This is a genomic window from Paraburkholderia sp. SIMBA_030 (genome assembly GCF_046535245.1).
Lineage (GTDB): Bacteria > Pseudomonadota > Gammaproteobacteria > Burkholderiales > Burkholderiaceae > Paraburkholderia.
In genome coordinates this window covers 1-248 of sequence record NZ_JAWRXB010001269.1, presented here as the reverse complement: position 1 = coordinate 248, position 248 = coordinate 1, and the positions used below count along the sequence as shown (strand labels likewise).

The following is a 248-nucleotide window of genomic DNA, read 5'->3' as shown; positions in this document are numbered from 1 at the left end:
CGGTCTGGCCGCTCATGGTGGTGACGATGTCGCCAGGGCGCGAAGCGTTGCCGCTCGGCATGTTCTCGGCGCACGCCAGGATGCACACCAGGTTGATCGGCAGTTTCAGCTCAAGCACAGCACGCAGGGTGCCGAACACGCTGGCAGCGCCGCCCATGTCGTACTTCATTTCATCCATGCCGGCGCCCGGCTTCAGGCTGATGCCGCCGGTGTCAAAGGTGATGCCTTTGCCGACCAGGGCATACGGC

At 64.5% G+C, this 248-nt stretch carries 1 pseudogene; it reads right to left on the bottom strand.

The features are described from left to right. Positions 1 to 248, bottom strand: a pseudogene (locus tag SB772_RS44120) (leucyl aminopeptidase); the annotation flags it as partial.